Genomic DNA, 22771 nt, shown 5'->3' on the forward strand with positions numbered 1-22771 from the left:
CCTCGTGACCCCGACCTGGCCGCATAGCTCAGGCGAAGGGACCGTTCTGCTCACTCCCTGGCAGGCGGTACCGACTCGTCGAGACGTTCCAGGGCGACGCCACCGTGCACGAGCAGACGGTCGCCCGGGCGGACCTCGCCGAGTAAGGTGACGTCGATCATCGCCTCGCCCAGGCCCAGACTGACGCAGGCCATGCCAGCCTCCGCCTCCACGCTCAGCACCGTCGCCACCACGGCCTCATCCGCGCAGGTGGGACAGTACCCTTCAGGATCTGGCTGACACAGCGGTCGCAACGACATCCCCAGTTGGCGGGAGAGAGGCTCAGATTCCGGGTTCATTGCAGCAATCCCTCGTGTTCAAAAAAGACATGGACCAGCTCCCACAAGACGTGATAGAGCGTTTCATGGACCTCTTGCACGATAAAGGGGTCATCAGCAGGCACCACAAAGCGATAGTCGACAGCCTCCTCACTGAGCAGGCCCCCATCGCCGCCTAGCATGGCCAGCGTGAGCAGGCCCAACTGCCGCGCCTGCGCCAGGGCGGCCAGGACGTTGACACAGCGTCCGTCGGGCGAGAAGCCGAGGGCGATGTCCTGGGGGCGCGCCAGCACGCGCAGCTGTTCGCCGAAAGGCATCTCAGGCCGTCCGCCCGCCATCAGACCGCTGAGCGTGGCACTGTCGTTGGTCAGGGCCAGGGCCGGCAAAGCGCGCTTGCCCACGATGACCGGATGGACGAATTCGACTGAGACATGTTGCGCATCGGTAGCCCAGGCCCCATTGCCAAAGGCCAGCAGGCGCCCCCCCTGATGAAAGCGGCGGGCCATCGCCCAGCAGGCTTCGGCAATGCGCGGCGCCTCGCGCTCAAAGAAGCGCGCTGGCAGACTGGTGCTGAGCGCAAAGCGCTGCTCTAGCGCGGCCTCCAGCGCTTCAGGCACAGCTTGAGGCATGAGATAACCACCTCCTCCCCTTCCTTTCTCTCACTAGTCGATCTGGCTGGAGTGCAGCAGCTTCAGCTCATCGGTGTAGACATCGCCCATCAGCTGGAGCGCCTTGAGGGTCTCGCGCGCCTCCGCCTCATCGATCTTGCTCATGGCAAAACCAACGTGGATGAGCACCCAGTCGCCAGGGGCAATGCCTTCCGAGCGCACCAGGGCAACGCTGACGTTGCGCTTGACGCCCGAGACGTCAACGCGCGCAATCGAGTTGGCATCGTCTACCATTTCAAGCACTTGACCAGGTATTCCCAGACACATCGCATTGGCTCCTCTCTTGGATTGTGGCAACCAGGACGTCGCGCCCCTGAGCATCCTGCGCTGATCGGCTGATGGCACCTGTCAAAGGCCGGGCCGGCTCTCACCTCGGTTCACCTTGCAGGCACAGTGCTGCTGCCACTCTCTGCTGCCAGGCGGGCCGCCGCGACGGCCAGTTGCCCCAGGCTGAGGCCACCATCGTTCGGAGGCACACGGCGATTGAGATAGACCGCGAAGCCGCTGGCCTCTAGCTCAGCGACAAGGCTTTCCAGCAGCAGGCGATTCTGAAAGACGCCGCCGCTGAGGGCGACCTGGGAGAGGCCGCAGACCTCCCTGATGCGCTGACAGAGGTCGACGAATATGGCCACCAGCGAGCGGTGGAAGCGACGCGCCAGACGCGCCACCTCCCCACCGCGCTGGAGGTCCTCGACCAGGGCTGAGAGCAACGGGGAGACATCGATCTGGAGCGGCCCCTGACCCGAGCGGAGCAGGGCGTAGGGATAGGGCGGCTGCTCGTCGGGTGGAAGGCTGCTGGCCAGCATTTCCAGCTCAATGGCCGCCTGGCCCTCATAGAGCACCTCATCGCGCAGGCCGAGGATGGCCGCGACCGCATCGAAGAGGCGCCCAAGGCTGGAGGTCAGCGGCGAGTTGAGGCCGCGCTCGATCATCTGCGTGAGTATCCGCCAGGTGCTGCGATCGAGACGCCGCGTGAAGGGGATGTTCAGGGTCAAAAAGCGCTCGCCGTACGCCCGGGCCAGATAGACGGCGGCCATGCGCCACGGTTGGCGAACGGCCTGCTCTCCGCCCGGGAGGGGGACATAGGCCAGATGGGCCAGGCGTTCAAAGCCCCACAGGTCGGCCAGCAGGATCTCACCCCCCCAGATGGCCCCATCGGTACCGTAGCCCGTGCCGTCGGCAGCGATGCCAATGATCGGCCCGCTCAGGCCATGCTCAGCCAGCACGCTGGCAATGTGGGCATGATGGTGTTGGACGCCGATGCGTTGCTCGATGTCACTGTCCAGCGCGTACCTGGTCGCCAGGTAGTCGGGATGCAGATCATAGGCCACGGCCTCGGGGACGATGTCAAAGAGACGCTGGAAGTGCCGGATGCCCTCGCGGAAGGAGGCCAGGGTCTCCAGGTTCTCCAGATCACCGATGTGCTGCCCGACAAAGGCCTGGCGCCCTTTGCCCAGACAAAAGGTATTCTTGAGATGGCCCCCACAGGCCAGCAACGGACGCGGCAGGTCAAAAGCCAGGGGGATTGGCTCGGGGACATAGCCACGCGAGCGGCGGAAGAGCTGCTCACCGCCGGCGGCCAGGCGGGTGACCGAGTCGTCGCAGCGCATGTGAATCAGGCGATTGTGGCTGAGCATGCCATCAGCGATGCCGGCCAGACGCTGACGGGCATCGTCGTCGCGGTAGGCGATCGGCTCCTCGCTGCGGTTGCCGCTGGTCATCACCAGCACCGGCGGGCGCTCGGCAGGCATGACCTGGGCAAAGGCGCGCAGCAGGAGATGATGAAGCGGTGTGTAGGGCAGCATCAGGCCCAGGGTCCGGTAGCCTGGGGCCACGTCGGGCGCGATGGGAGCGGCGGGCCGCTGCTCGAGCAGCACAATGGGCCGACGCGGCGATTGCAGCAGGGCGGCCTCGCCCTCGCTGACGAAGCAGAGGCGCCGTGCTGTCTCCAGGTCGGGCACCATGAGGGCAAACGGCTTGGCTTCGCGATGCTTGCGCCGCCGTAGCCGTTGGACTGCCACCGCGTTGAGCGCATCGCAGGCCAGATGATAGCCCCCCAGGCCCTTGATGGCCACAATAGCTCCCTGAGCAAGCAGCTGAGCCACCTGCTCGATAGGAGTCGCCTCCGCTGCGCCACAGGCCGAGAGTCCCGGCTCCTCCGCGGTCCATAGCTCCAGACGAACCTGCGGCCCACATCGCGGGCAGGCATTGGGCTGCGCGTGAAAGCGCCGATCGGCAGGATTGTCATACTCGGCACGGCAGGCGGGACACATGGCGAAGACGCGCATGGTCGTCTGCTCACGATCGTAGGGGACATCCTGGATGATGGTGAAACGCGGCCCGCAGTTCGTACAATTAATGAAGGGATAGCGATAGCGACGATCGGTGGGGTCAAACAGCTCGCGCAGGCACTCGGCGCAGGTGGCCACATCGGGTGAGACCAGCGTGGTCCGCTCGCTGCTCTCCTGGCTCGGCGCAATCACAAAAGCCGTCTCCTGCCGAGGGGGCAGTTCCTCAACCGAGACGCGCTCGATGCGCGCCAACGGCGGCGCCTCAGCCTGAAGCCGCTCCCGAAAGCGGGCCAGCGCCTCCGCTGGTCCCTCTACCTCGATGGCTACCCCGCGGCTGTCGTTGCGCACGAAGCCGGCCAGCCCCAGACGCTGAGCCAGGCTGTAGACAAAGGGGCGAAAACCTACCCCCTGCACCATGCCTGTCACCGTCAGCCGCTGTCGCTGACGCGTCGCCATCGTGACCGGGACTCCGGCAAGATGTTCGCTCATGAGGCCGCTCCTTCTTTCGGGATGACTGGCCCTTCACGGTCGGCGGGCAAGGATCGCCCAGGCACGCGCCCGACATGCCAGAGCCACTCACACCAGGTCTCCAGCCCTTCGCCACTGCGGCAGCTCAGTGAGAAGATCTGCAGCCCCGGGTTGACTGCCAGCGCTTGAGCACGCACCCGCTCGGGATCATAGTCCACGTAGGGAAGCAGATCCAGCTTGTTGATCACCAGGACCTGGGCGGCGGCAAAGATCTGCGGATACTTGGCGGGCTTCTCATCTCCCTCGGTCGTGCAGACCACCACAACCCGCAGGTCCTCGCCCAGATCCCAGGCCGCCGGACAGACCAGGTTGCCGATGTTCTCGATGAAGAGCAGATCGAGCCGCTGCAGATCGAGGGCCTCCAGCGCATCACGCACCATATGCGCCTCCAGATGGCAGGCCCCGCGCGTGTTGATCTGCACCACCTGTGCCCCAGCGGCCTCCATGCGCTCGGCGTCCAGGCTGGTCTCGATATCCCCTTCGATCACCCCTATGGCCAGCCGCCCACGCAGCCGGGCGACGCTGCGCTCGAGCAGGGTGGTCTTCCCCGCTCCTGGACCGCTCATCAGGTTGATGCAGCGCACCCCAGCCGCCGCCAGCCGGCGCCGTACCGCTGCCGCCACCTCCTCATTGGCCGCCAGGATGTTTCGGGCAATGGTCACTCTGGGCATAGCTACCGCTCCTCAGCCGTTCTTCGCCTGCTCCTGGCCTCCCTGCTGGGGATCAGCCCCTACCTCCATGTCGAGGATCTGCAACTCGGTGCCCGAGAGGATACGCGTGGACCAGGTGCCACAGGCGGGACAGCGCGCAATGAAGTCCTCGACGGCAAAGGAGCTGGCACATGGCTCGCACCAGGCCCGATGCGGGCTGACCTCGATCGCCAGCCGGGCCTCAGCCAGGACGGGCGAGAGCGAAGCCAGCATGGTAAAGGCCGTTTGCAGGGCCTCCACCAGGACACCGCTGGCTTCGCCCACGCGTAGATGCACGGTTCGCACCTGTCGCACCGCGCACTCCTCCGCCCTGGCTTCCACTACTTCGATGATGCTCTGAGCAAGCGCTAGCTCATGCATCGCTCCCCCCACCTTTCGCCCTCGACCGAACGGGGCCTGTTCACGCCCGGCGCCACGCACAGTCTCCTTCCTCTCTCTTTACATCGAGCGAATACGCAAATAACGCTGAATATCGGGAAGTTGCTGTCTGAGAACCAGGAGCAAGAGCACCAGCACAATGGCGCTTGTGATCCACTTGACCATTAGTACATGCCTCCTTTCAGTCAGTGAGAGCAAAGCTCGTTAGCGAAATGAGAACTATGCAGTCTCAATCGAATCTGAGCCTTGATAGAGCTGCCTGACCACCGTATCGAGGATATGCAGGGCGCGTTCGACCGCCGCCTGCACAGGGGGGCTGAGGCCCATCTGCAGCTCCTCCTCGGCGGCATCCGCTTCCCAAGGGGTTGGCTCGCAGCCGATGAGCAAGGTCGGAATGGGCGGCGCCCCCAGGGCCCGGGCATAGGTCAGGACGCGCACAGGATCAAGGCTATGCGCCTCCAGACCGAGCTTGCCAGTAGCCAGATCGGCGACCTGATCTGCCGGAGGAAGCAGCGGCTTGAGCAGATAGAGCGTGCCCGGACTGCCACCACGCGGCACGGCATCGATGAGGATCAGCGCATCGTAGCCGTCGAGGAGCGCATAGGCCAGCTCCAGACCCCGAATGCCAAAGTCCATGACCTCAACTCCCGGTGGATAGCGCCCATGCGCCCGCTGAGCCACCGCGCAGCCGAAGCCGTCGTCGCCCAGGAAGATATTGCCAACGCCAGCTACCAGCAGGCGACGCAGCCCTCCGTGGGCTGCCTGCTCAAAAGCAGCTGCTAGCGCCTGTCGTAGCTTCTGTTCCTCGTCTGTCTCCATGTCCACCTCATTCCTCCTCCCCGAGCGGTTCCACTTCCTCCGGGAAGAAGAAGAAGCGATGACCCGGTAAGACGCGCTCGTCCCATTGCTCTCTGCCGGGATCATCATCGAGCGTGACCACCAGATAGAGGCGGTTCTCGAAGTCTTGCTGGATGACCTCGACGCGCCCGATGCGCCCTTCCAGCAGCAGATCAAAGGCATCGGCCAGGCGCCCCTGACGCGCTCGCCCCGGGCAGAGGCGCACGCGCGTGCCCGCCCTCACCTGGCGCCCCGCGATCGTAATCATCTCCGGCGGCGGGTAGTCCTCTCCTGGAAAGACCCAGTCGTTGCCGTTCGCCAGGCTCATGGCTCAGCCTCCCCCAGCGCGCGCAGCCCGCGAATGGTGCCGTGCAGCTGCAAGAACTGCTCCGGCGTCAGACGCTCGATCTGTTCCAGCACCGCCCGTCCGCGGGCATCGCCACGGCGAATCTGCTCTTTCTCCTCGTCGGTCAGGGTCAGGATACGCAGTGCCAGCAACTCATCGATCTCGGTGCCGTCGAAGAGCGGAGCTGGACTTTCCGGGGCGATCTGCGGATAGTCGTAGAGGATGATCGGTGAGGAGAGCAGGCTGTCGCGCTCACCTGGCTCGCCCACCAGCACCGGCCAGGTGCCGCTGTTGCAGCAGGAAGCTGCCACCTGACGCAGCTCCTCTGGCGGCTCTATCAGGGAGACAAAGGCGCCTCCTTCCACCTGGAGGATGGTATGCGTTGAAACACAGGCTGACAGCAGGGCCTCTTGCGCCCGTAGTTCCGCTGGCTTCTCTACAGGGGTCGTATTCGTAACGGTGACACGCAGCTTGTAGAGATGCGCTCGCTCGGGCACCGGCTCAGCGGCGATCGACACCGCACCACTCAGGGTGCGCCCCTCACGCACAATGCGTCTCGTTTCGCTCGTTCTTCCTCCATGCGGCTCCTCTTCCTCCAGGTACCGTGCCGGAAAGGCAAAGGGCAGGCGCCGCTCGGCCTGAAGCAGCTCCCGCTGCGCGAGGGCCGTCGCGCTCACACTGCGCTCGACTCCCTCCTCCCAGACGCCTTCCAAGGGCGCCTCCGCCCAGCGGGGCACCCCTTCTCGGGACCGTTCGATCGCCTGCCCTCCTGGGCGCTGCTCATCCTCGCGCCTGCAGCGCATCAGCTGGAGAAAGCGTACGGCGATGGAGAGCTGCGGCTCAGTCCCCCCATCGGCCTCCAGCAGGCACTCGGTCTGCATGCGCCAGGGTTCCACCTCGCCGCCCGCCTCGCTGTAAGCGCGCGGATAGAGCACCCCATAGGTCCAGCGCTGCCGGTTCTTGAGAGCCGAGTGACGGTACGGATAGAGCAAATAGCCCTCATAGAGCACCGCCTCGGCAATGGCCTGGATCTCCTCCAGCTTCATGACTCCCTTCCCTCCTGTTCTCCCGCCTCCAGCAGGCGCAGTATGGTCTCCTCCCAGGTTGGCAGGCCCTGGGCCAGCTTGTAGGCAGAGAGCCGGTCGAAGACCTGGCGCTGCAGCCGAAGCCAGGCGCTCCCGGGATAGAAGCGGGCGATCAGCTCACGCCAGCACGACAGCGGCAGTGCAAAGGTCGCCTCTTTTGACCAGGGAATCGGGGCAATTTGGAGACGTCCCCCTTCGCCCTCGTAGAAGATCGTGCCGCTGAAGAGGAAGCGCAGGGGGATCACTCCCTCCTCGTCCTCCAGGGCCGCAAAATACTTGGTGCTGACCACCTCGAAATCGTAGGTGCAGGGCACTGGCAGCTCGACCTCGGCCCGCTCCTCAAAGGCCGGCACCACTGTCCCGGCATGGGTCCAGAGCAGGGAGCGCAGGGTTTCGCCCCAGCGCGATGGCTCGCCGAAGACCTCCAGCAGGCGCGCTTGAGCCGTCGGGCTGTAGCGCCGGCGCGGGGCCTCGATCTGGATCTGGGCCCGTACGACCACGCTCTGCACCGGCTGCGTGGGCACCCGATTGCTCACCTGTAGCCGGAAGAGCAAGAGCGGCACAGCTGCCGCAGCGGGCACGGCGGCGTCCACGATGGCAAAGTCAAGATCCGGTATCATCTTCCCCTTCCCCCAGGGCCGGCGCCGCTCGTCCAGCCGCAGCCGTCACGATCTCGGCCCGCGCCTGCAGCTCCTCGAAAAAGGTCCGCAGCGCCTGCTCCACCTCCAGGCCGCCGCTCAGGCCCCGCCAGTTGGCGCGGATCAGACCCGTCAAGCGATAGCAGGCATCAATCGGCACCAGATAGGCCTCGCGCGCCCCGCGGACGCGATTGATCAGCAGAGCCTCGACATCGGGCAGCAGCGCCCCCAGCCGCGGGTAGCGGGCGACCAGCCCCTGCCAGCCGTTCAGGCTCAGCAAGGACTCCGTCGCGCCCGCTGGCCCGGGATAGAAGGCAAGCATACGCCCGGCTGGGCTGCTGTAGAAGAGATAGACCAGGTTCACCGGCAAGCCCAGCGCCTCCCACTCGGCGTCAGTCAGCCCCAGATCGCGCAGCCAGCGATAGCGCTCGGGGATCAATCGATACTGACCCTGGCCCGCCTGGCTCCCCGCGCGGAAGAGCAGTGCACACGGCTCACAAACACAGAGCACCTGACGCCGCTCGGGGGCGAACAGATGGCGATGGGTCGGCAACAGGAGGGTGCTGCACAGCTCGCAGCGCTCCAGGGGGCGGCGCTGCGGCTGGCCTTCGCGCGACACGAAGCGCCGCAGCGCGCCCAAAGGGAGCGCCACAGGGGCCTGACCTGTCTGCTGCTGCTGCTCACCCGGGCGGCCCGCCTCCTCGCGCCTCATTTCCGTCACCGCTCACTCCCCTCTCAGACTGGTCTCGGTTTGGGGCGTCGCCATCGCTGCCAGAGATCCACCGCGCCGGCGCGGGACAAAGACCACCGGGACCGGTGTCCCGCCCCGCGCCGGCATCCCAGCCACCTCATCACCCTCCTCAATCTCCAACCCACATAGATCGGGAGCCGCACGATAGACCGCCTCTTCGATCCTCTGCCGCAGATACTGAAGCGAGGCGGCACAGCCGCTACCGCTCCCAGTCAGGCGGAGCCAGACGACCCCTTCCGCCACGCGCAGGAGCACCAGCTCCCCCCCATGTCCGCGCACCACAGGCCGCAGCTCCTCCAGCGCCCGCTCCACCCGCTCCTGGAGCGGGACAGGATGCAGATCATGTAAGAGCAAGAGACCAGCGACCAGCTCATCGCTCGCCAGCAGCTCGAGCAAGCGCGGCCCGGCAGCAGGGAACAGCGTGCGCGTGCCCTCCGCCGCCGTTAGCCGCTCCACGATCCGCCGCAAGCCCTCGCCATAGAGCGCCACCAGCGCCCGGACCAGCTCCTCCGCCAAGGCCCGCATCTGGGGATCGGGCAGCTGCTCGATCTCGGCCAGCAAACGCTCGATCTCCTGAGCCGGCTGCCGCCCTTGACGCGCCTGCGCATCGCTGCTCATGACCTTCTCCTCCTGAATGAACGCCGCCCGCGTCGGGGCGGGCGGCGCAAGGCTGCCCGCAGGGGCCTCCCAGCCCCTCTCCACGGACTGACGCTACGACACGCGCCCGAAGGTCGGCGAATGCACAATCTCCAGCTCTTTGCCGTCCCCCAGATACATATGCACCCCACAGGGCAGACACGGATCGAAGCTGCGCACCGCCCGCATGATATCGATGCCCTTAAACTTGTCAGGACCGTTCTCCTCGAAGATCGGCGTATTTTGCACCGCATCTTCGTAGGGGCCTGGCGTCCCGTAGATATCGCGCACGCTGGCATTCCAGGGCGTCGGCGGATAGGGGTGATAGTTGGCAATCTTGCCGTTCTCAATCACCAGGTGATGCGAGAGCACCCCACGCACCGCCTCATGGAAGCCGCAGCCGATCGCCTCCTTGGGCACCGTAAAATCGCTCCACGTCTTCGTACGGCCCGCGCGGATCTCCGCCAGCGCCTTCTCCACGCAGTAGAGCGCCACCGCTGCCGCATACGCCTGGAAGTACGAGCGGGCCCGATCACGCTCCAGGGCATTGCTCCACTTGGGGATCTTCCACTCAAACTCGACCTCGGGCTTGAGGGCCGTCTTCGGCAAGCGGATCTTGACGCTGTGCCCGGTCGCCTTGATGTAGCCGCCCAGATCGACCAGGCCGGCCAGGGCCGTCACCCACAGGCGCGCCAGCGGCCCCCCGCCAGTATCCAGCGCCAGATACTGCCCCGTGCGCTTATCGTACCAGCGCGGCGACATCACCCAGCTATATTTCCCCTTGAAGTCGCGCTTCTGCGGCTTCGGAATCGTCGTCTGGTTCCAGGGATGGCGCTGATCGACCGGATTGCCCAGCGGATCACGATCCACAAAGGTCCGCTCGTTCTCCCAGTCCTCGTAGTAAGAACTCCCCAGCAGGATGCGAATGCCCAGATTGATATCGACCAGGCTCGTCGTCACCAGCTCGCCATCGACCACCACGCCCGGCGTCACGAACATCGCCCGGCCCCACTTATCCATCGTGCGATAATCGTAGTCACAGACATCAGGGTCCTGGAACGACCCCCAGCAGCCGAGCAACACACGCCGCTGGCCTACCTTTTCATAGCCGGGCAGGGCCTGATAGAAGAAATCGAAGAGGTCGTCATGCAGCGGCACGACCTTCTTCATAAACTCCACATACTTCATCAGGCGCACCAGATAATCGGTGAAGAGCTGGACCGTCGCCACCGTGCCCACCCCGCCGGGATAGAGCGTCGACGGATGCACATGGCGCCCCTCCATCAAGCAAAACTTCTCGCGCGTCAGGCGGCTCATCTGCAGCGCCTCGCGATAGAACTCGCCCGTGAAGGGATTGAGCGCCCGCATAATATCGGCGATCGTGCGATAGCCGTGGTCCCTGGCATGTGGGGCCTCGGTCTTCTGAGCCAGCTCCCAGACCCCAGGATTGGTCTCCCGCACCATCTGCTCGCAGAAATCGACCCCGACCAGGTTCTCCTGAAAGATGTTGTGGTCAAACATATACTCCGCCGCCTCGCCCAGGTTGAGAATCCACTCGCCGAGGGCTGGCGGCTTCACCCCGTAGGCCATATTCTGGGCATAGACCGAGCAGGTGGCGTGATTATCCCCGCAAATCCCACAGATGCGGCTGGTGATAAAATGGGCATCGCGCGGGTCTTTGCCCTTCAGGAAAATGCTATAGCCGCGGAAGATCGACGACGTGCTGTAGCACTCCACCACCTGCCGCTTCTTAAAATCGATCTTGGTATAGATTCCCAGACTGCCCACAATGCGCGTAATCGGGTCCCAGGCCATTTCAATGAGCTGGCCAGGTTCAGCCGGGGCAGCCTGACGTCGCACCTCAGTGGTCATCTTGCTCTCTCCTTTGCCGAACAGGCACCAGCCAGCAAGAGAGCGGGAACAGCTGCTGATCTTCCGTCACCACCGCCATAAGCAAACGTCCAGACGAGCAAAACAAGACAAAGGGGCCTGTGCATACCCGCACACAGCAACCTGAGCGGAACAAGGCTCGGGCGCCGTCACCCGTCAGGGGCGGTGGGTAGTCGTTCCCTCCTCTACCAGCGCGGTTGATAGCCGGTCGCCAGCTCGCGGCCCTTACGGCGCCACGAAGGCTCTTTATTGAGTGTTGACTTCGTAATACTGCGCAGCGCCCGAATCGCCCCACCGTAGGCGCCGGCAATCCCGGTAGACAGCTTGGCCCCAGGCGGCTCATCCATGAAGGGCATAAACTTATCGGGGAAGCCGGGCATCGTACAACCGATACAGATCCCGCCCACATTGGGGCAGCCACCAATGCCGGCCATCCATCCCCGCTTCGGCACATTGCACTGTACCACCGGGCCCCAGCAGCCGAGTTTCACCAGGCACTGGGGAGCGCCATACTCCGTGGCGAAATCGCCTTGTTCGTAGTAGCTACCGCGATCGCAGCCCTCATGCACGGTTCTGCCGAAGAGCCAGGTAGGGCGCCCGAGGTCGTCGAGGGGGATCATTGGGGCCAGACCCGCCGCCTGGTAGAGCAAGTAGAGGAGCGTCTCCATGAAATTGTCCGGCTGCACAGGGCAGCCAGGGACATTGACAATGGGGATGCCAGCCCATGACTTCCAGCCGTGGCCCAGATAGTCGGCCAGGCCCATCGCCCCGGTGGGGTTGCCCTGCATGGCATGGATGCCGCCGTAGGTGGCGCAGGTTCCGATGGCCACCACCGCCCAGGCTTTCGGCGCCAGGCGATCGATCCACTCACAGGTCGTGATCGGCTGTCCAGTCGCCGGATCGGTTCCCAGCGCCGCCCAATAGCCTTCACGCTTAATGCGCTCGTTGGGGATCGAGCCTTCCACCACCAGCACAAAGGGATCAAGCTCGCCGCGTTCGGCCTGGTACCACCAGGTCATAAAGCTGTCGCCGCCCAGCTCATAGGCGAGGACAGGATTGTGCAAATAGACGCGGGGAAGTCCCGGAATCGCTCCCAGGATCACATCTTCCAGGCTTGGCTGACTGGCCGCCGTAATCGAGACCGAGTCGCCATCACAGCCCAGGCCCGCGGTGATCCAGACGATGTGGACCGCCTCCACGCGCGTCCTGGTCATAGCGGTGCCTCCTTCAACAAGAGCGCGCCAGTGCTTGCCCTCAGCCAGGCCAGTCACTCACTGCCTGATGAACTAACTGGCACGCAGACAAACAACATAGACACACGCACACGATGCCTTCGCTGCCGCTAGATGCAGCGCATCCCGGGCTTCCTTGCTCAACCTAACAAACTACCCCTTTGAGTTACTCCTCTCCTCTCCTCCAGCACCTCTATATTGAGAATAGCGAGCCACCCCAAATCGCGAGCCTCCCCGCCTGGATACCAGAGCAAGCGCACGGCACCACCAGGGAGAGAGAGGGAGAAAACTTGACGTACCATTCCTGGCAGGCACGGCAGACAAAATATCCGCGCAGCCCACCCTCACGAGCATCGACCTGGCCTGAGCCTGGACCTGGCCAGCGCCTGCCGCCCTGCCCCATCTGAGCACAAGATACAGCCCCTCTTTTCGCATCACGCCGCATCACACTGCTCCGCGCCCCCATCAGACAGCCAACAGCACAGAGGAAGAAACCTCAACCCAGTCGGTCCTGGGCCGACGGCGCACTCTCTTCCTGCCTTCTCAGCAGACTGCCAGACAGGCAGAGCAAAGCGCAGCGCCAGTCAGCAGGGCAACAAGACAAGCAGCACGGCCTGGTAGGAGAAAGCTCAGCCCGAACTCATTTGGGCCAGCTTACAGATAACATGAAGGGCGCACACTACAGCGACGAAGTAGTTAAAGCACCAACAAAGGAGCGGATAAGGGGTTCCGATGTAAACAGCACAGCCGGAAAGCCCTCAGCCGGTCCGTCGTCCCACCTCATGAGCACAAGACGCGCTAACAACACGACATCCAGGGACCAGCTCTTCCCTGAGAGCACTGAATGCTTCCTTGTTCTAATAAGGCTCGCGATAGAAACTTCCGCTCAGGGATGGACTTTGGCTTCTTCAGAAGAATTGTTGAGGTTCACGTCTGGTAAGCAACCCGAGACACAATCAACTATAGCATAGACAAATCAAGAGAGTCAAGTCTGAATCCCTGCAAAGCAGACATTGGAGCTGCAACGCAGCTGCATCTGTCTCACATTGTTATACGCTGTTTCACGCCGGGCAACATCTAAGATTTTCCTACCGGGGGACTTGACAAACGAACGGTGATAGCCTTAGTATATAGAACATGCATTCTAGGCCCATATGGGCCGGCGAAAAAGGGGAAAATACTCCATGACGATACAGCTTCGTCAGCCGCCCGGGGTGACCAGAAGGAGGCAGGCCATCACCGGGGAGGAGGAGGATGATGCCATCTACCTTACGCCGCGGCTGCCGAGCAGCACACGCCGCTATCAGCCCCTGCCACCCGCCAACGCGGATGTGGCTGGTCCGCTGAGTGGCATTACTGGTCCGCAGCCGGCGGTTTTCATCCAGCGGAGGCGGGCCAGTAGCCAGATGAGGCCGGAATATGGCACGACCTCCACCAAGGCCGTGGTGCCCGAGGGTCTGCGCACAGTAGCCCCAACGCGCATCAAGGCCCGGCGCACGGGCCGCTCCTGGGTCCTGCGCAGTTTTCTTCTGGGCCTCCTGTTCATCGCCCTGCTCGGCCTGGGCCTGGCTTATCTCGGCTCCTGGTGGCAGCTCCACCAGGAAGATGTCCAGTTTGGGCGCCCACGCACCTGGCAGATGGACGCCGTAGTTGGGCACAACGATAGCCCAAGCCATCCCACCCACTTTGTCTTTATCAATCTCAATCGACATGTTGAGATCATTGAATTTCCTGGTGGAGATGGCAACAACGCGCGCGTCTACAATGGTCCGGTGCTCTTCGGCCCCAATCAGGACCTGGTCCCGATTACCGCCGAGGTCCGCGATGTGAACGGAGACGGTCGGCCAGACCTGATCGTCCATATCGGCGAGCAGCGCCTTGTATTGCTAAACGATGGCAATACCTTCCGCCCGACTACCGCCGCCGATCACATCTCCTTCTGAGCCGGGCGTCGGCCACAAGCTGTGACGCCTGTGGCTTTCCGATTTCCAAGCCTTCAGTGGAGGACAGAAGCGGGATTCCGCACGCGTCTACTCCGCAGGGAGTCGCTGGCACGAACCTCGCTCCTGTCCTCTTTACTCCGCCGACTGAGACGCTCCTACCCCTTCGCTCGCCTGCTCACGCCCCGGCCGTGGAGCAGCCTGGCCGCTGTCTAGAGCACGCAGACTCTTCACATACTGTAGATGCGCTCGATCATGTTCCCAGTCCTCGCGGTCCTGTTCATCGCGCTTGATGGGTGTTTCCAGCACCACCGTCAACCCGGACAGGCGGGCATCGTTGAGCAGAGCCTGCAGTCCCTCCACAGGAATCTGCCCCTCGCCTACTCGCGCATGGACATCGCGATGACTACCCAAAGGCTGCCGACTGTCGTTGAAATGCAGCACCTTGAGCCGTGAGAGACCGACTAGCTCGCTGAAGCGCTGCAGGACCGCCTCCACACCGGCGGGTGAGCCGATATCGTAGCCAGCGCCCCACAGATGGGCCGTATCCAGACAGATTCCCAGCCGCTCCTGCTCCTCTGGTAGGAGCGCCAGCACGGTGGCCAGCTCCTCGAAGCGCTGCCCCAGTGTATGGCCAGCTCCGACGTCGTTTTCGAGCAGGAGGCGCACATCAGAGGGGGCCTCAGCCAGGACCAGGCCCAAGGCTTCCTTCAGGCGGGCAATGCCCAGCTCGATGCCAGCCCCCCGGTGGCTGCCAATGTGCACTACGACATCGGAGGCTCCGAGCAGAGCCGCCCGCTGCAGCGTCCAGGAGAGGAGCCTGATCGAGGGCTGCCAGACCTCCTCACGCGGCGAGGCCAGGTTGATCAGATAGGGGGCATGGATAACGAGCGGCGCCAGACCTCGCGCTCGCGCGGCCTGCGCAAACTCCAGCGCTGCCTCTTCGCCGCCAGTCGGCGGCTTCCAGCCTGTGGGGTTGCTGGCAAAGAGCTGAATGGTCTCACAGCCCAGGGAAGAGGCAATCTCCAGCGCCCGCAGCGGTCTGCCGTTGAGCGGCATATGTCGCCCTATTCTCATTGTGCTCTCTACTCCACGTCCGCATGCATGCTTGCACGGCCTGAGCCGGTCTGGCACCTGGCTCCGCCCGCTCGTCAGCAGGGCCAGGCGGTCAATCTCCCAGGCCAGGAGGAAGCTCAGGGAGCCGCTTCCTGCGCAGGATGGCCCTCTGCCGCCCCGGATGTCTGCCCACCCTGGCCAGCCAGTGAGGCGGCGCCTTCGCTCAAGGGCAACCGTTCTTGCAGAGCCTGAACGGCGCGTTGGACATCAGGTAACCCATCGATATGAGGCAACTCCTCCAGGCTCGTCAGCCCAAACTGCTGCAGGAATTCCGGCGTCGTCGCAAAAAGAGCTGGATGGCCCACCGTCGGGGCCCGACCCACTTCAGCAACCAGCCCATGTTGGATCAGACTGGCCAAAGCCCGATCGCTATTCACGCCGCGAATGGCCTCGATCTGCGCGCGCGTAATCGGCTGGCGATAGCAGATCACTGCCAGTGTCTCCAGAGCCGCCGGCGTCAGTTTAGCAGTTAAGGGCAGGCCCAGCAGTGCCGCCACATAGCGCGCATTCTCAGGTGCCGTTACCAGCTGCACCTGAGTGCCCAGACGCTGCAAGCGCAGCCCACGTCGTTGCTCTTCCAAAATATGGGCCAGCGCCCGCAGGCCTGCCTGCAGCTCTTCCTCGCTGACAGCCAAGACCTTGCGCAGCTCGTTCTGCTCCAGCGGTCGCCCCGCCACAAAGAGCAGGCTCTCGATCGCCGAGGCGACGCGCGCCTCATCTCCCTGCAAGGCCTGTGGCAGTGCCGCCACTTCTGTCGTGCCGTTCGGCGCCTCCGCGCTCACCTCGTCCTGCCTCCGCATAGTGGGTGAGTGATTGCTGACTAGTTGACTGACTTGACTGACCTGAGCGCCGCGCTCGCCTCCCTCCCGCTGAGAGGAGAGAGACGGCGCGGCCATTATACCATAGCCCTTCCGCCCAGCATAGCCGGCAATTTTGGTCCTCCCGCCCAAACTTTGATAATAATTCACTCAAATCTTCTTGCAATGAGTCACTCAATGTGGTATAGTAACAGACAAGGTAAGACGTTTGCAACCAGGGGGGAGACTACAAGAGCCATGAAGTTAGAGCGCTTAACTGAGAAGGCCCGCGAGGCCATTACGGATGCCTCAGAATTAGCGCGGAGCTACAACCATAGCCAGATCGAGCCAGAGCATCTGCTCTATGCCCTGCTAGAGCAGCAAGGGGGCATTACGAGCGAGGTCATTCAGAAGGCCGGGGGTGACCTGGCAGCAGCGCGGCGGGTAGTGCGCAACGAGCTGGAGCGTATGCCGCGCGTCTATGGTGGCAGCGAGCCAGGTCTTTCGCCGCAGCTGCGGCGGGTCCTGGAAGAGGCCTGGCGCCAGATGAGCAGTTTCAAGGATGAGTATCTGAGTGTCGAGCATTTGCTGCTGGCGCTGTTTGAGGTTGGTGGTGAGGCCATTCAGCGCGCCTTCCGCGCCGCTGGGGTGACGCGCGATACGACGCTGCGTGCGTTGAGCGCGATTCGTGGTGCGCAGCGTGTAACGGATGAGAATCCCGAAGGGAAGTATCAGGCCCTGGAGAAATACGGGCGCAATCTGACGGCCCTGGCAGCTCAGGGCAAGCTTGATCCGGTGATCGGGCGCGATGAGGAGATCCGCCGCGTGATCCAGGTGCTCAGCCGACGCACAAAGAATAATCCGGTGCTGATCGGCGATCCTGGCGTAGGTAAGACGGCCATTGTCGAGGGCCTGGCCCAGCGCATTGTGCGCGGAGATGTGCCCAAGACGCTCAAAGATAAACAGATTATCGCTCTCGATTTGGGTGCGCTGATCGCAGGCGCCAAGTACCGCGGCGAGTTCGAGGAGCGCCTGAAGGCGGTCCTGCGCGAGATCCAGAATTCTGAGGGACGCATCATTCTCTTTATCGATGAGCTGCATACGCTGGTTGGGGCTGGCGCCGCTGAGGGGGCGATGGACGCCTCGAATATGCTCAAGCCTCTGCTGGCCCGCGGTGAGCTGCACTGCATCGGCGCAACGACGCTCGACGAGTATCGTAAATATATCGAGAAAGACGCGGCCCTTGAGCGCCGCTTCCAGCCAATCATGGTCGAGGAGCCGTCGGTCGAGGATACGATCAGTATCCTGCGCGGCTTGAAGCAGCGCTATGAGGTCCATCACGGCGTCCGCATCCAGGATAGCGCTCTGGTGGCGGCGGCGGTGCTGTCGAAGCGCTATATCAGCGACCGCTTCTTGCCGGATAAGGCCATCGATCTGATCGATGAGGCGGCCAGCCGGCGCCGCGTGGAGCTAGATAGCACGCCAAGCGAGATCGACGCGCTGGAGCGTCGCATCCGTCAGCTCCAGGTGGAGCATGAGGCCCTGAAAAAGGAGACCGACCCGGCCAGCCGTGAGCGGCGCGAGCGCGTGGAGCAGGAGATTGCCAATCTGAATGAGCAGCTGCATAGTCTGCGCCTCTCGCTGGAGCGCGAGCGGGAGCCGGTGGAGACGCTGCGCCGTCTGAAGACGGAGCTAGAAGAGGCTCAGGTGGCTCTGGAGCGGGCCGAGCGCGAGTATAACCTGGAGGAGCAGGCCCGCCTGCGCTACGGTATCATTCCAGAGCTGGAGCGCCGCATCCGCGAGATGGAAGGGAAGCTGAGCGAAATTCAGGGAGCGCGGATGCTGAAGGAGGAGGTCGACGCCGAAGATATCGCTGAGATTGTCTCGAAGTGGACACATATCCCGGTTGCCCGATTGATGGAGGGCGAGGTCCAGAAGCTGCTGAAGATGGAGGAGCGCCTGCGGGAGCGCGTGGTTGGCCAGGACCATGCGCTGCGGGCGGTCTCGGATGCCATTCGCCGGGCGCGTGCCGGTCTGCAGGACCCCAACCGTCCGCTGGCCAGCTTCCTCTTCCTGGGTCCGACTGGCGTCGGCAAGACGGAGCTGGCCCGGGCCCTGGCGGAGTTCCTCTTTGATAATGAGCAGGCGCTGGTGCGCATCGACATGTCGGAGTACATGGAGAAGCATAGCGTCTCGCGTCTGATCGGTGCTCCGCCGGGCTATGTCGGCTATGAGGAGGGCGGCCAGTTGACGGAGGCCGTGCGCCGCCATCCTTACAGTGTGGTGCTCTTCGATGAGATCGAGAAGGCCGCGCCCGATGTCTTCAATGTCTTGCTGCAGCTGCTCGACGATGGTCGCCTGACCGACGGCCAGGGCCGCACCGTGGACTTCAAGAACACGGTCATCATTATGACGAGCAACGTGGGCACCACCTGGCTGCCCGAGCTCGAGGGCCTCGATGAGGAGGAGGCCCAGCGGCAGGTCCGCCAGCGCCTGCGCGAGGAGGGCTTCCGCCCGGAGTTCATCAACCGGATCGACGAGATTGTGATCTTCCATCCGCTGACGCCTGAGCGGATTAAGGAGATCGTGGATATTCAGATCAATCGCCTGCGCCCGCGCCTGGCCGAGCGCCATATCAGCTTGCAGCTGAGCGAGGCCGCCCGTGAGCTGCTGGCAAGCGAGGGATACGATCCTCATTTCGGTGCCCGCCCGCTCAAGCGGGTGATCCAGCGCGAGGTCGAGAATCGCCTGGCCCGTGCGCTGCTGGATGGGACGATTCGCGAGGGCGATACGGTACGGATCGACGCCCGCGATGGCCAGATTGTGATCGAGCCAGTGCGGGCGGCGGCCCAGGTCTGAGGCCACCCAGACCGCAAGCAGGGCCTGTCTGTCTGCCTGCACTGCTTGCTTGAGGCCAGCCGGATCGACGTGCCAGTACCAGCCTCAGAGGCCGGCTGGCTTCCCTTATTTGCAGGAGAGTGCTGACCGATGCTACCAGTAGATAGCACCCACGCCGTCGGTCGCAACGACGGTTTGCTTGAGGCGCTCAGTACGATCGCTTTGCAGCTGCGAGCTTTGCGCACGCTGGTGACCGAGCCTCTTGCCCCTGAGCAGCTTTCCAGCCTGGCTCAGGGCCTGGCTCTGGTGGAGGAAGAGGTTACGATCTTGCTGACCGAGCTGCGCCTCGCCAGCGAGACCCCGATCGACGGGGAGCCGGAGCAACAGACGGCGAGGCTGGCGGAAGCGCTGGGGCGATTGGTGGAGGAGCGCGCCGAAGCCCTGGGGGCCGCCAGCCGGGTTCAGGTGACAGGCGAGATGCGGCAGCTGGACCCCTCGGCAGCAGTCCTGCTTTACCGCCTGACGCGCGCGGCCCTCGCTATGGTGGCCTATCATCGGGCCGTCCGCCATCTGCGGCTGACCCTGCACTATGGCCGCGAGAGGCTGGAGTTAACCCTGAGCGACGACGGCACCCTTGACGAGGCGGACACGGTTGTGGCAGCGCCTCCTTTTGCGCCGGCTATCACTGATCAGGAGGCCCTGAGCCAGCAGCTGCATGCTCTGGGCGGCAGCCTGACGATCAGCAGCGAGCCAGGCCAGGATCACCGGATCAGTTTCAGCCTGCCCTACAGGCGTCCGCCTGGCTCTAGCCCTGGGCCGCTCTTGCCCACCGGGGGAGCGGAGACATCTCCTCAGAGCCTGCGCCTGCTGGTGGTCGCTGCCCAACCCGTGATGCGCGCCGGTCTGCGTCGTCTGCTAGAGAGCTACCCCGATCTGCAGGTCATCGGCGAGGCCGCCAGTGGCATCCAGGCCAGCGGCGAAGCCCTGGAATTGGGTCCACAGGTGGTACTGCTCGATCTTCCTTTGCCCGACGAGCAAGGAGTAGAAACCTTACGCCAAATGAAGCAGCTGAGCCCCGATACCCATATTCTTGTGCTCTCTGCTTCCAGTCGTCCCGAGCACCTTTCAGCCGCGCTAAGGGCCGGAGCCGACGGCTATCTGCTCAGGGAAGTAGCCCCCGACGAGCTGGTCCAGGCTATCCGTGCGGTGGCCCGGGGAGAGACCGTAGTTCAGCCTCAACTGGCGGCGCGCCTGCTGACGCGCCTCAGCCAGGGAGAGGTCAGCCCTACCTCCAGCTCGCTGACAGCTCGCGAACGTCAGGTTCTGCTGCTGCTGGCTCGCGGCCTGCGCAACAAAGAAATCGCCCGTCGCCTGCAGGTCAGCGAGCGCACAGTGAATTTCCATCTGGCCAATATCTACCAGAAGCTGCAGGTCTCGGGACGCACCGAGGCCCTCAGTCGAGCTATAGAGGAGGGCCTGCTCCCGCTCGATGCCCTGGCATCTACCGAATCTTGAGAGCAAGAGCAGTGCAGAGCCAGCGCCGCTCTGAGGTGGCCCGTTGGCTGCCAGCAGGCCCGGATGCCTCAAAACGAGTCTTCTTCAAACCATCTTCCCACCCACCTTGTACTCTTGCATGAGAATATGCTATCCTCACCCTAAGACTGGAGGCGACTTTTTAGCGCGGCATGGGAGTCCTTTTCGCCCACCGGAAGCACAGGAGGCAAGACCGGCTGCCTCGCTTTTTGCCGCCAGGCCAGACCGCGCGGGCCGCACTGGAAAGGAATACGATGCTGGCATGGCAGAGAGAAAACAGCAGAACTGGTTTATTCCCCTGCGTGTACGCCTGCGCAGCGGCAACGAGCCGACACGCCAGGAACGGAGCGTCCATCACGAGACTAACCATGCACGGAGTAGGGCTGCTATGACTACCTTCCCCCCGCTCAATACCTCAGCGGAGCGCGAGCGCTTCGCCTCACGACCTCAGTCCGCCGTACCTGCAGCAGTGCCCGCCACCGGCCCCGCCAGCGCGACCGGTACGGCCAATCCGGCGACAACCCAGGAGCAGGCGCTTTATACGCGCCAGGTCAAGGAGCTGATCCGCCTGGGTAACATGCTGCGCGCTGAGCTGGGCCTGGAGGAGGTGCTCCAGCAGATCGCCGCTTCGATCACCGCCTGCACTGGCTTCCGCAGCGCAGTGATTAAGCTGCTGCAAGAGAATAGCGAGTACCTGAAGGCTGTAGCCTTCGCCGGTATCTCCAGCGAGGACCAGCGCCGCCTCATCGAGCATCCAATGCGGGTGGAGCAGATGCTGCGTCAGATGCGACCAGAGTTCCGCATCAGCCAGAGCTATTTTATTTCGCACGAGCATATCCATGAGTTTGCTGATGTCACCCTGGTCGGCAATATGCCACTCAGCGACTATCAGCCCGGTGGCTGGCACCCGCTCGATATGCTGATTGTGCCGCTCTACAGTCCACGCAAGAGGCAGCTGGTCGGCTTTATCTCCCTCGACGAGCCGGAGGATGGCCAGATCCCGACGCTGGAGCGCATCGAGATCCTCGAACTCTTTGCCAACCAGGCGGCCATCGCGATCGACAACGCTCAGGTCTTCGCCCAGCAGGAGGCCGAACATCGCTCTCTGCAGGAGGCTATTGCCGCTCTGCGTGCCGATCTGGAGCCGCTCAGTCGCGGCGATCTGCGGGTCCGACTACAAGCCCGTCATGCCTCCCTGGAGCCGGTGGTGGAGGTACTCAATACGCTGATCGAGCAGCTCCATGCTATCGTCTCCGACCTCCAGAAAAGCACGCGCACGCTCGATGACTACACTCACGGCCTGCAGCGAAGCGCTGAGCTGCTGGTGCGCGACGCCGATCAACAGGAGCGCCAGGTCTACCATCTCTCCCACGAGGTCGATCAGCTGACGACTCTGATCCGCCAGCTGGGTGAACACGCCGCCAGGCTAACGCAGATGACCTCGGAGGCCCTGGACGTGACGGCCAAGGGACAGGAGACGGTGGATCGGGCCGTGGAGGGCATCCGGCAGGTGCGCGAGGCGACCATGCAGTCTGCCCGCCTCATGAAGCGCCTGAGCGAGAGCGGTCAGGAGATTAATGAGACAGTGACGGCCATTACTGATCTGACGGCCAGCATGAATCTGCTGGCACTCAACGCGGCTATCGAGGCCGTGCGTGCCAGCGAGTACGGTCAGGGCTTCGCGGTGATCGCCCAGGAGATTCGCACCCTGGCGGTGCGCAGCGCCGAAGCGGCGCGCAAGGTTGCTACCCACATCCGTACGGTGCAGCACGAGACAACGGCCATTTCCCAGAGCGTGGAGCGCAATACGCAGCAGGTGATCACGCAGACCGACCTGGTCACGCAGACCGGCATCGAACTGGATGCCATTCTGACAGTGGCTGAGCAGATCGCCGATCTGGCCGATGTGATCCATGTCGATACAGAACGCCAGAGCAAAAGCTCGCAGCTGGCCGTCGCTTCCATAGGGGAAATGTCGCGAATGAGCGCGGAACTCAACGAGCACCTGCAGCATAGCAAACAGGCCGTTGATACAATGGTCAGTCTGACCGAGAGCCTGCGCCGGCGCCTGGCACCGTTCAAGGTGCAAGAAGAGCTGTGAAGGCGTCAGACTGCCTGTTTCGGCAGCGGGCGCGTCACAGCGCATTGCTCTCCAGACGGGGAAGAGGCTCGGCCAGCCTGTTGTGCTCTGCGCGCTTCCGGCTCGGAGGCGGAGGTGGATGGAGCCATGTGGCCTGGAG

General features: G+C 63.6%; 21 protein-coding genes. 4 read left to right on the forward strand and 17 right to left on the reverse strand.

The genetic code is table 11. The features are described from left to right. Positions 1–50: 50 nt before the first annotated feature. The 15 genes from A4R35_RS12845 to A4R35_RS12910 form a co-directional block, all read right to left on the reverse strand. Positions 51–338 carry a HypC/HybG/HupF family hydrogenase formation chaperone gene (locus A4R35_RS12845; RefSeq protein WP_112429964.1) on the reverse strand — a complete coding sequence of 96 codons (288 nt, stop codon included), beginning with the start codon at positions 336–338 and terminating at the stop codon, positions 51–53. Then, complete coding sequence (locus tag A4R35_RS12850) at positions 335–946, reverse strand: D-sedoheptulose-7-phosphate isomerase (RefSeq protein ID WP_112429966.1); 612 nt, start codon at positions 944–946, stop codon at positions 335–337. Before A4R35_RS12850 ends, A4R35_RS12845 begins: the two co-directional genes overlap by 4 nt. A gap of 33 nt (positions 947–979) precedes the next feature. Beyond that, positions 980–1252 carry a HypC/HybG/HupF family hydrogenase formation chaperone gene (locus A4R35_RS12855; RefSeq protein ID WP_112429968.1) on the reverse strand — a complete coding sequence of 91 codons (273 nt, stop codon included), beginning with the start codon at positions 1250–1252 and terminating at the stop codon, positions 980–982. Positions 1253–1362: 110 nt separating this feature from the next. After that, positions 1363–3765, reverse strand: coding sequence for a carbamoyltransferase HypF (gene hypF / locus A4R35_RS12860; RefSeq protein ID WP_223258317.1), 2403 nt, complete (start codon positions 3763–3765; stop codon positions 1363–1365). Further along, positions 3762–4475: a hydrogenase nickel incorporation protein HypB gene (hypB, locus tag A4R35_RS12865; protein WP_112429970.1), complete on the reverse strand. Its 714-nt coding sequence runs from the start codon at positions 4473–4475 to the stop codon at positions 3762–3764. Before hypB ends, hypF begins: the two co-directional genes overlap by 4 nt. A gap of 12 nt (positions 4476–4487) precedes the next feature. Further along, on the reverse strand, positions 4488–4874 hold the full coding sequence (locus A4R35_RS12870; RefSeq protein WP_112429972.1) for a hydrogenase maturation nickel metallochaperone HypA/HybF: 387 nt from the start codon (positions 4872–4874) through the stop codon (positions 4488–4490). 78 nt (positions 4875–4952) lie between these two features. Then, positions 4953–5057 carry a DUF6893 family small protein gene (locus A4R35_RS25315; RefSeq protein ID WP_399357317.1) on the reverse strand — a complete coding sequence of 35 codons (105 nt, stop codon included), beginning with the start codon at positions 5055–5057 and terminating at the stop codon, positions 4953–4955. A 54-nt stretch (positions 5058–5111) separates the two neighbouring features. Beyond that, a complete protein-coding gene (locus A4R35_RS12875; protein WP_223258318.1) occupies positions 5112–5711 on the reverse strand; it encodes a hydrogenase maturation protease in 600 nt (199 codons plus the stop codon). 7 nt (positions 5712–5718) lie between these two features. Next, on the reverse strand, positions 5719–6057 hold the full coding sequence (locus A4R35_RS12880) for a hypothetical protein (RefSeq protein WP_112429974.1): 339 nt from the start codon (positions 6055–6057) through the stop codon (positions 5719–5721). Then, positions 6054–7121 carry a hypothetical protein gene (locus A4R35_RS12885; RefSeq protein WP_112429976.1) on the reverse strand — a complete coding sequence of 356 codons (1068 nt, stop codon included), beginning with the start codon at positions 7119–7121 and terminating at the stop codon, positions 6054–6056. The genes A4R35_RS12880 and A4R35_RS12885 overlap by 4 nt, the downstream gene beginning before the upstream one ends. Continuing rightward, complete coding sequence (locus tag A4R35_RS12890) at positions 7118–7780, reverse strand: DUF6084 family protein (RefSeq protein ID WP_223258319.1); 663 nt, start codon at positions 7778–7780, stop codon at positions 7118–7120. The genes A4R35_RS12885 and A4R35_RS12890 overlap by 4 nt, the downstream gene beginning before the upstream one ends. Then, the gene (locus A4R35_RS12895) at positions 7764–8510 is read right to left on the reverse strand and encodes a DUF5947 family protein (protein WP_223258504.1); all 747 of its coding nucleotides are present in this window, start codon (positions 8508–8510) and stop codon (positions 7764–7766) included. Before A4R35_RS12895 ends, A4R35_RS12890 begins: the two co-directional genes overlap by 17 nt. Positions 8511–8522: 12 nt before the next feature. Continuing rightward, the gene (locus A4R35_RS12900; RefSeq protein WP_112429978.1) at positions 8523–9167 is read right to left on the reverse strand and encodes a NifU family protein; all 645 of its coding nucleotides are present in this window, start codon (positions 9165–9167) and stop codon (positions 8523–8525) included. A 93-nt stretch (positions 9168–9260) separates the two neighbouring features. Continuing rightward, on the reverse strand, positions 9261–11057 hold the full coding sequence (locus tag A4R35_RS12905; RefSeq protein WP_112429980.1) for a nickel-dependent hydrogenase large subunit: 1797 nt from the start codon (positions 11055–11057) through the stop codon (positions 9261–9263). Positions 11058–11260: 203 nt separating this feature from the next. Beyond that, positions 11261–12289 carry an NADH-quinone oxidoreductase subunit B family protein gene (locus A4R35_RS12910; protein ID WP_112429982.1) on the reverse strand — a complete coding sequence of 343 codons (1029 nt, stop codon included), beginning with the start codon at positions 12287–12289 and terminating at the stop codon, positions 11261–11263. Positions 12290–13491: 1202 nt separating this feature from the next. Between A4R35_RS12910 and A4R35_RS12915 the strand changes: the two genes are divergently transcribed. Then, positions 13492–14250, forward strand: a complete 759-nt coding sequence (locus A4R35_RS12915) for an FG-GAP repeat domain-containing protein (protein WP_112429984.1) — start codon at positions 13492–13494, stop codon at positions 14248–14250. Between the two features lie 132 nt (positions 14251–14382). Here the strand turns inward: A4R35_RS12915 and A4R35_RS12920 are convergent, their stop codons facing one another. Both A4R35_RS12920 and scpB read right to left on the reverse strand, forming a co-directional pair. Further along, positions 14383–15324, reverse strand: coding sequence for a deoxyribonuclease IV (locus tag A4R35_RS12920; RefSeq protein WP_112429986.1), 942 nt, complete (start codon positions 15322–15324; stop codon positions 14383–14385). Positions 15325–15440: 116 nt separating this feature from the next. Then, entirely contained in the window at positions 15441–16331 is an 891-nt protein-coding gene (gene scpB / locus A4R35_RS12925; protein ID WP_223258320.1) for an SMC-Scp complex subunit ScpB, read from the reverse strand. An 87-nt stretch (positions 16332–16418) separates the two neighbouring features. Here scpB and clpB point away from each other — a divergent pair, with 87 nt between their 5' ends. The 3 genes from clpB (at position 16419) to A4R35_RS12940 (ending at position 22632) form a co-directional block, all read left to right on the forward strand. Beyond that, on the forward strand, positions 16419–19019 hold the full coding sequence (clpB, locus tag A4R35_RS12930; RefSeq protein WP_112429988.1) for an ATP-dependent chaperone ClpB: 2601 nt from the start codon (positions 16419–16421) through the stop codon (positions 19017–19019). 129 nt (positions 19020–19148) lie between these two features. Further along, positions 19149–20513 (forward strand): helix-turn-helix transcriptional regulator, encoded by a 1365-nt coding sequence (locus tag A4R35_RS12935; RefSeq protein WP_112429990.1) that lies wholly within the window; start codon positions 19149–19151, stop codon positions 20511–20513. A gap of 280 nt (positions 20514–20793) precedes the next feature. Further along, positions 20794–22632 (forward strand): methyl-accepting chemotaxis protein, encoded by a 1839-nt coding sequence (locus tag A4R35_RS12940; RefSeq protein ID WP_189361748.1) that lies wholly within the window; start codon positions 20794–20796, stop codon positions 22630–22632. Positions 22633–22771: the final 139 nt, after the last annotated feature.

Origin of the sequence: Thermogemmatispora tikiterensis (genome assembly GCF_003268475.1) — a bacterium.
Lineage (GTDB): Bacteria > Chloroflexota > Ktedonobacteria > Ktedonobacterales > Ktedonobacteraceae > Thermogemmatispora > Thermogemmatispora tikiterensis.